The 7,460-nt window shown below is 35.3% G+C and carries 6 protein-coding genes and 1 pseudogene; 3 read left to right on the top strand and 4 right to left on the bottom strand.

From position 1 onward, the window contains the following. Window positions 1–1,171: 1,171 nt before the first annotated feature. Both B9T31_RS17495 and B9T31_RS17890 read left to right on the top strand, forming a co-directional pair. A complete protein-coding gene (locus B9T31_RS17495) occupies window positions 1,172–1,558 on the top strand; it encodes a hypothetical protein (RefSeq protein ID WP_086183207.1) in 387 nt (128 codons plus the stop codon). Continuing rightward, the gene (locus B9T31_RS17890; RefSeq protein ID WP_171264802.1) at window positions 1,555–1,725 is read left to right on the top strand and encodes a hypothetical protein; all 171 of its coding nucleotides are present in this window, start codon (window positions 1,555–1,557) and stop codon (window positions 1,723–1,725) included. The genes B9T31_RS17495 and B9T31_RS17890 overlap by 4 nt, the downstream gene beginning before the upstream one ends. A gap of 43 nt (window positions 1,726–1,768) precedes the next feature. Here B9T31_RS17890 and blaOXA read toward each other — a convergent pair whose 3' ends face one another. Both blaOXA and B9T31_RS17485 read right to left on the bottom strand, forming a co-directional pair. Continuing rightward, the gene (gene blaOXA / locus B9T31_RS17490; RefSeq protein ID WP_086183206.1) at window positions 1,769–2,596 is read right to left on the bottom strand and encodes a class D beta-lactamase; all 828 of its coding nucleotides are present in this window, start codon (window positions 2,594–2,596) and stop codon (window positions 1,769–1,771) included. Window positions 2,597–2,869: 273 nt separating this feature from the next. Further along, window positions 2,870–4,033 (bottom strand): annotated as a pseudogene (locus B9T31_RS17485) (IS3 family transposase). A gap of 284 nt (window positions 4,034–4,317) precedes the next feature. On the opposite strand from B9T31_RS17485, the gene B9T31_RS17480 reads away from it, so the two are divergent. Continuing rightward, window positions 4,318–5,331, top strand: a complete 1,014-nt coding sequence (locus B9T31_RS17480) for an HPP family protein (protein WP_086183205.1) — start codon at window positions 4,318–4,320, stop codon at window positions 5,329–5,331. A 341-nt stretch (window positions 5,332–5,672) separates the two neighbouring features. Here B9T31_RS17480 and B9T31_RS17475 read toward each other — a convergent pair whose 3' ends face one another. Together B9T31_RS17475 and repM are read right to left on the bottom strand one after the other, a co-directional pair. Beyond that, entirely contained in the window at window positions 5,673–6,215 is a 543-nt protein-coding gene (locus B9T31_RS17475; RefSeq protein ID WP_086183204.1) for a plasmid replication DNA-binding protein, read from the bottom strand. Window positions 6,216–6,281: 66 nt separating this feature from the next. Beyond that, window positions 6,282–7,205 (bottom strand): replication initiation protein RepM, encoded by a 924-nt coding sequence (gene repM, locus B9T31_RS17470; protein WP_086183203.1) that lies wholly within the window; start codon window positions 7,203–7,205, stop codon window positions 6,282–6,284. Window positions 7,206–7,460 lie beyond the last annotated feature (255 nt).

Below are 7,460 nucleotides of genomic sequence, written 5' to 3'. Positions count from 1 at the left end.
CTTTCATTATTCTTATTACTACATCATTTTATGATGTAGTAATACTACATTAAATATTGAAGTAGTCAAATGGTCGATAAACGTAGTGATATGGGTCGATAAACGTAGTGATATGGGTCGATAAACGTAGTGATATGGGTCGATAAACGTAGTGATATAAGCTCTTAAATCCTTATGAATAAAGGCTTACAGCAGGTCTAAAAGTATTTAAAAGCATTAAAAATTATTAAAAGCATTGGGAATGAAAAATTGCCCTTGGTTTTCGCTACGCTCAAACTCTATTGAATCTCGCTTTCGCTCGATTCGTAGGGGCAATTTTTTAACTCTTCCAGTTGTGACTTTAAGAAAAAGCAAAGGCAAGAGCAAAAGAAACTCGGAATTCGCTTCGCTCATAAAGCTTTTTTACTCGCTACGCTCGATCTAGGCGCAATTTTCTGCATGTGATTTACGCTTATTTAGGCTTCACAGCCTAAAAAGCTGTTTTTCAGGGAGTCTAGGTGCGAATTTTGGTACTTCGCTCGTAGACACTCGCTCTATTTATCCCGATTAGAATAAAAATAGCCTCTATTTGGCGCTCATTTGCGTTTTTTGACCTGATGACTCATCCCAACAGTAGATTCTATGTCTTAAGTAAAAACGTGGCTGAAATCGCATGTAAGAGCATTTTAACTTGGATTTTATTTTTGATCTGTAGGCTAGAGTTCCCACTTATAGATTTTCCCCTTAGAAACACAATAGCCAGGATCTCTTTTGGCCAAGCACTATCTTTGCTGTCAGTTAAGTCAATTAAGTGGATTGGGAGCCGGCACATACCGGCAATTTTTGGTTCACACACCACGCATCTAAAGATAAAGGCCCCAAAGCCTTATGATATAAGGGATACAGCGGTTTTTTATATGTCTGGAAAGCGTTTACRCTTTTAKCATGGTTTTTATTATTTTTCATAGGCTTAACTGTAAACACTTTTTGTTGCGAATAAAGTGCAATATTTACTTACAAAACAATGAGATAGCTTGTAATCACCTTTGTTTACGGTTTTATGTAAATTTCTCTTTTTATATTAAATATTTAACCTGTAATCATTAAAACTTAACACAGTGTTTACTTATATTTGATAGTTACTTTTTAGAAATTAGGTGCTTAGATTGAAAACAAATGATAGGAGTTTTTCATGAACAGTACTCGAACCGTTGCTGTCAGATTAGACAATCAGGTCGCACAAGAATATGAGCGTTTGGCGCAGTTGAAGGGCGATAAATTAGGGACTTATTTGCGGGATCTGCTGACCAGTAATTTACAGATGGCCAGTATTGAACGGCAGGCAAGTCGGATTGAAACATTGGTGAATGATTTTGAAAAGCAAATTAATTATTCCCTAGATAAGTTTACTGAAGCCAATTATCTGAACAAAAGATTCTTTGCAGACTTTAGTCAGATATATATGTTTCAAATGGGTATGCTGATGCACTTAAAAGTCGATCAAGAAGACATTCGAGGAATGCAAGCAAAGGGAAACACATATGCCCAACATCACTACTTTGAGGGGAAAAAGCCATGAGCAATATTATTCAACTCTCTAAACCATGTGCTTTCTGTGATTCAAGGGAAAACGTACAGCTTTTTGCAGGGCTGATGGTTTGTGGGAATTGTCAGGAAAACATCCAGATTACCAATCCTGGCATGTTTGAGGCCAATAATCAGATTGAACAAAAAGCCCAGGATTAACCTGGGCTACGTATAAGGTGTATTATGTTAATTTTAGACAGTCTTAAATGATACCAAGGTTTTCTAGTGATTTATAAGTAATTTCATTACGAGTAGAACCAGGCATCTTTGGCTTCATCTCTAAATTTAGTGAGAACGAAATTATCTTTCCTGTAGGCTGTTCCACCCAACCTGTTAACCAACCTACTTGAGGTGTAACATCCATGCCCCATCCACTTTTAGCATAAATCTTACTACCATTTACCTCTTTAATTAGAAGCATTTTTTTAACTTCTTCTTGAGTTGCTAATTTAAAAGGTAATCGATTATGTGCAAGGTCATCGGCAAAATTAACTTCTTGCAATGGTGTAATTTTAAGGGGACCAACTAACCAAAAATTATCGATCCGTGTTCCAATATTTGTATTTCCAAAATTAACTCGCTTCACTTCTTTCTGCATTAGATCTAAGCCGGTTCGTCTTGCAAGCTCTTGATATACTGGAACTGCTGACAATGCCATTGCTTCACCTAAAGTCATATCTTTCTCCCACATAGGATAAGATCTTTTTTGACCATCCCATCTAAAAATCTCATTTGTTGTTGCCTTATGATTTTCTATTCCAATTAAAGCATTTAGCATCTTGAATGTTGATGCTGGGACATATTCTGTACGTGCTCGTGTGAGGTTGTTACCATAGATACTAAGATTTTTACCATCTTTAATAATAATTACACCTTGTGTTTGAGCTTCATCAAAATAGCTTTTAATAGCTTGTTCATGTTGCTGATTTGAAAGGTGAAAAGTATCTTCAGATTTAATGTTAATAGATGAGCATGCACCTAAAGAAAGTAGAGTAGAAATACTTAATAGAGAAAGTATAAGTTTTTTCATTACAGGTCCGTAATATAAGAGAATTTTTACGCTACATAGAATATATTTTTTACCAAAAAATAAAAATACATTTTGATCCTAGACAGCATTGTAGCCTCCCCTCTAATTTCTATTTAACCCATTATATCCAGAGGGATTTTCTGCCCATTATTTTATCTAAGATCATCTTAATTTAAGATAAAATACAGAACTAAATATACTTATTAGTGAATTAATTTATGAAAAATATTTTTCTAACGTCTTCATTTTCAGATGTGAATAGCCACCAAAATTCTAGACACACATAACCATCTTTTGATGGGCCTTTTCATAATCTAATGGAGAACGTTGTCCATTGGAACCATGTCTTCGTTTTGAGTTATAAAACATTTCAATATATTCAAATATATCCGCTCGAGCATCTAATCTCGATACGTAAATTTTCTTCTTAATACGCTCCCGCTTCAGCAACTGAAAGAAGCTCTCAGCAACAGCATTATCATGACATGAGCAGTGTACTGCGCAAGTGGCGACTCATACTACATTCCAGATTGTGTTGTTTAATGAATGCTTGCCATTCATGGCTGGTGTATTGGCTGCCTTGGTCAGAGTGGATCAGAACTTTATTCTGTGGTTTTCTCCGCCATAGTGCCATCAATAATGCATCTAAAACCAGATCTGTAGTCATTCTCGATTTCATAGACCAACCAACAACAAGACGTGAAAATAAATCAATTACCACAGCAAGATATAACCAACCTTCATGTGTGCGAATATAAGTAATATCAGTCACCCACCGCTGATTAGGCTGAGTTGGATTAAACTGTCGTTCTAAGGTGTTTGCGGAAACAATACTTGGCGTACCTGCATAAGCTCTAGGCTTGCGATAGCCGCGCTGTGATTTAAGCCCATCCGCTTTCATTAACCGATGTACCCGGTTGATACCGCAATTTTCGCCAGCGTCTTTCAAATCATAGTGAATCTTGCGATAGCCGTAGACTCCTCCAGATTCCAGCCAAAACTGTTTAATTAAGCCTGCAAGCAGTTGCCGTTTCTTTGTGGTTTTACTCGTGGGTTGCTTTAACCATGCGTAATAACCACTGTGATGAACATCTAAAGTCGAACATAAACGACGAATAGGCCATATGTGCTTATTGTCCTGAATAAAGGCATACCTCATTTGGACTGGCTTGCGAAGTACACCGCGGCTTTTTTTAATATGTCCCTTTCTTCGGTAACCCGTTGCAGCTCCTTTTTTAGCTTTGCCAATTCTGAAACTGCATCCCTAGAGTCTGTGATTTTAGGTTCCTGAGGATCATAACGCTTGATCCAGGCATACAGACTATGCGTGGTTGTACCTAAACGTGTGGCCACTTCAGATACACTATGACCTTTTTCAGTCACTTGCTTTACTGCTTCAATTTTGAATTCTTCAGGATATCGTTTGCTACTGCTCATAAACACCTCGTTAATTAGCCATTTTATCTAACTAAAGAGTGTCTACAAAATCGGTGGCTATTCAGTCGGAGACTTTTTTATTTAATTTTCCCCATGTTTGATTAATCTTCTATTAGGGAAATTTTTGGATTTAATCTATTTAAATCATTAGATTCGGCATAAAATTTATGTACGTATTAAGGAAAAATTAAGTGTCAACATTATCTATATTGTTTAATAGACTTAAACCAGGATTTAAAATACTTCCGTTAAGAGAGCGATTACTGTGTGGTTTAGGAGCTTTAATGGGGTTGTCGCTCTCATCACTACTAAGCTGGTTCATTTTAGGTAATATAAATATTTGGTATATAGCACCAATGGGGGCCTCGTCGGTACTTTTATTTGCTGTACCGGCAAGTCCATTAGCTCAACCATGGAATATTATAGTTGGAAATACTTTAGCTGGATTCTTGGGTGTAACATGTACTCTACTTATTCCTAATTTAACTGGGGCCTTTAGTCTGGCTGTGGCCCTATCGATTATTTTAATGATGAGCACAGATTCATTACATCCGCCTAGTGGGGCGGTAGCAATTACAGCAGTACTTGGAGGATCTCCTATATATGATTTAGGATATTCTTTTGTAGTTGTTCCTGTATTACTCAATTCAATTTTATTGTTAATAATAGCAATTGTTTTTAATCGGCTGTTGGGGAAAAACTATCCTTATAAAGCAAGTATCAGAATACGCAGTGCTGATCCGACCCCCACACAAAAAGTAACAATTCGACCAAGTGATGTTTCTCAAGCATTAGAGCAACAAACAGAATTACTTGATATTAGTGAATATGATTTACAACATTTAATATTACAGGCACAACAAGTAGCAGGACAACGTAGTTTGGAAAATTTAACCTGTGCAGATTTAATGAATAGAGATGTGTTAAGCTTAAATAGCTTAGATACTCTCACAGAAGCACTTGAGAAGTTTAAACAGCTAAATATTATGAGTTTACCAGTAGTTAATAATCAGTATAACCTAATAGGAACTTTAGCTTTATATGATGTAATGGAAGCTATTAAAAGTATTAAAAATATTGAAGATGTATGGAATATTAAAGTACATCATGTCATGCATTATCAGATTATTACAGCTAAAGCAGAACAATCTATACAAAGTTTAATTCCCTATTTTGTTGAACGATCTTTTAATTATATTCCTGTAGTCGAGAAGCAACAATTAATTGGTATGTTGAGCAGAGCAGATATAATAGCCATGCTACAACAACAGTTAATTTTGGAAAAGAATAAAAAATAAGGAGTCATAGAGGAAATATAGCTAAATTCTAAAAATATCAGTACATTGAAATATCTGTAAAGTCCAATTTTCTGTCGTTTTAGGTGTGATGATAAATTAAGTATTCAGCTATATTTATATTCCTTGGTGTAAAAGTCTTTATTAGGAGCTTAAGTTTATCTAAAATTAACATAATACACCTTATACGAAATGCGTTATAATTATCTATAGAAATCAATGCTGTAGTTTCTAGTTTATAGCCCAATCGCCACCGAATGGGCTTTTTTTATGATTTTCACGTTCCACGCTTGTTATTTAATCAAAGTTTCACGACTTTGTTCATATCAGTTAAACAATCGTGGTTAATCATAGGGTCTAAAAAAACGGCTCCAAAAGCCCCTTTTCTCCGGTTCCTGTTCAACTTGCTCCGGCACTGGAATCCGCTTATTTTCAGTCGCATCCGGCTCTTTCTGCGGCATAGCAATGACTTCTTCTTTTTCTTCTGTCATGGGCTCAGCCTGAGTAGAATCTGGGTCGACAGACGTAGGGATATGAGGTTTTGGGGCCTCTAATAAGCGTTGCATAGCTTCAATTTGTTCTTGATAGAAAGATTCACGTTCTAATGATTGATTCTCTCTAAGTAAAGCTTGATTCAATTGTTTTTCAAGTATGTCAACTTGTCGTTTTAGTAAGTCAACTTCCGTCAAGTTTTGACTGTTAGTTGATTGACTTTGATTGACATTGGATGCTTTATTTTGAGGCTCTCCAAATACTCTTAAAGCTTCTGAAAAGTCAATTAAACCATCAGAACCTTTCGATAAATTCCCTTTATTTATATGAGCATATATAGCTTGCCTTGAATATCCATACAGCTTAGCTAATTCTGAAACTGATAATTTTTTCATGTTGTAAACTGGGGGGTAAATTGAGTTAATACTTTACTGTTAAATTGACAATGTCAATTTACAAACCTATTTAAATCCTAATTCTTTTAGATATGGAGAATATTCTTTAATTTTTTTAGGATCTGTTAAGTCTTCAGATATTCTAATTATAAAGTCATCATAGCTTTCACCAGCTTTACTGTATTTTGATGCGAATGTGGGTTCATAAGCTAACTTACCAGAGAACAAAAGAATCTGTTTATCTGTCAATTGGCTAATCAGTTCTAGCTGTTCACTGCTGGTTTTAGAAATATTTTTAACTGATGTCTTTGGCTTAAATGAAAAACTATAGCCTGAGATTGATCGCCCAGTTTTATGCTGTTCGGATTTAACTTTGATATCTGTAAAAGTATTGATTTGGGATATAGCTATATCTAGAACTCTTCTTTTGAAATTATCTGAGCGCGTGTATTCATCATCCGCAATACCAAGTTGCTGCCTAAATTCTGAAATTTCAAATACTGGAGTTTGACCAGTAGTACGCCAAGCAACTAATAGTTCGTAAAGTCTAGTGGCATATCTGCTTGTCAATTGACTTACTTGCTTTAATTCATAGCTAGTAAACCTTTCCTCAAGCCTTGTAATTAATGGGACGACAGCGGGTGAAAAGATAAGACTTACTGATGCTTCATTATCAATATAGCTAATTTCGCTTACCCAACGGCTATGAGTAGTTTTTACATTCCCTTTATCTGTTAAAGATTGATAAGTAAATCTCCTATCAAATAAGACCTTACTTGCCTCTTTCAAAACAGCATAAGCCGTATGTTTCTCTACACCGAAATTCTCAATATAACTTGATGCATGAATTACCAACGCATCATTAGCATTGATTCCTTTACCTGTTTGTCTGGCTTCAATGATTGCTAATAGCACTAGCCTTTGCTCAACTAAATCAAGGTTATAACTTGCATTAATTAAAGCATTATCTTTGACAACTAAGTCTTTCATTATTCTTATTACTACATCATTTTATGATGTAGTAATACTACATTAAATATTGAAGTAGTCAAATGGTCGATAAACGTAGTGATATGGGTCGATAAACGTAGTGATATGGGTCGATAAACGTAGTGATATGGGTCGATAAACGTAGTGATATAAGCTCTTAAATCCTTATGAATAAAGGCTTACAGCAGGTCTAAAAGTATTTAAAAGCATTAAAAATTATTAAAAGCATTGGGAATGAAAAATTGCCCTTGGTTT

Origin of the sequence: Acinetobacter sp. ANC 4558 (genome assembly GCF_002135375.1) — a bacterium.
Classification (GTDB): domain Bacteria; phylum Pseudomonadota; class Gammaproteobacteria; order Pseudomonadales; family Moraxellaceae; genus Acinetobacter.
Note: the sequence above shows the minus strand (reverse complement) of the source record. Positions and strands in the feature narration are given on the sequence as shown.

What these genes read in the sequence shown, in the direction of transcription:
- B9T31_RS17480 (WP_086183205.1), top strand. Translation starts at nt 4,318, where the DNA reads ATGGGGTTGTCGCTCTCATCACTACTAAGCTGGTTCATTTTAGGTAAT.
- B9T31_RS17890 (WP_171264802.1), top strand. Translation starts at nt 1,555, where the DNA reads ATGAGCAATATTATTCAACTCTCTAAACCATGTGCTTTCTGTGATTCA.
- B9T31_RS17495 (WP_086183207.1), top strand. Translation starts at nt 1,172, where the DNA reads ATGAACAGTACTCGAACCGTTGCTGTCAGATTAGACAATCAGGTCGCA.
- repM (WP_086183203.1), bottom strand. Translation starts at nt 7,205, where the DNA reads ATGAAAGACTTAGTTGTCAAAGATAATGCTTTAATTAATGCAAGTTAT.
- blaOXA (WP_086183206.1), bottom strand. Translation starts at nt 2,596, where the DNA reads ATGAAAAAACTTATACTTTCTCTATTAAGTATTTCTACTCTACTTTCT.
- B9T31_RS17475 (WP_086183204.1), bottom strand. Translation starts at nt 6,215, where the DNA reads ATGAAAAAATTATCAGTTTCAGAATTAGCTAAGCTGTATGGATATTCA.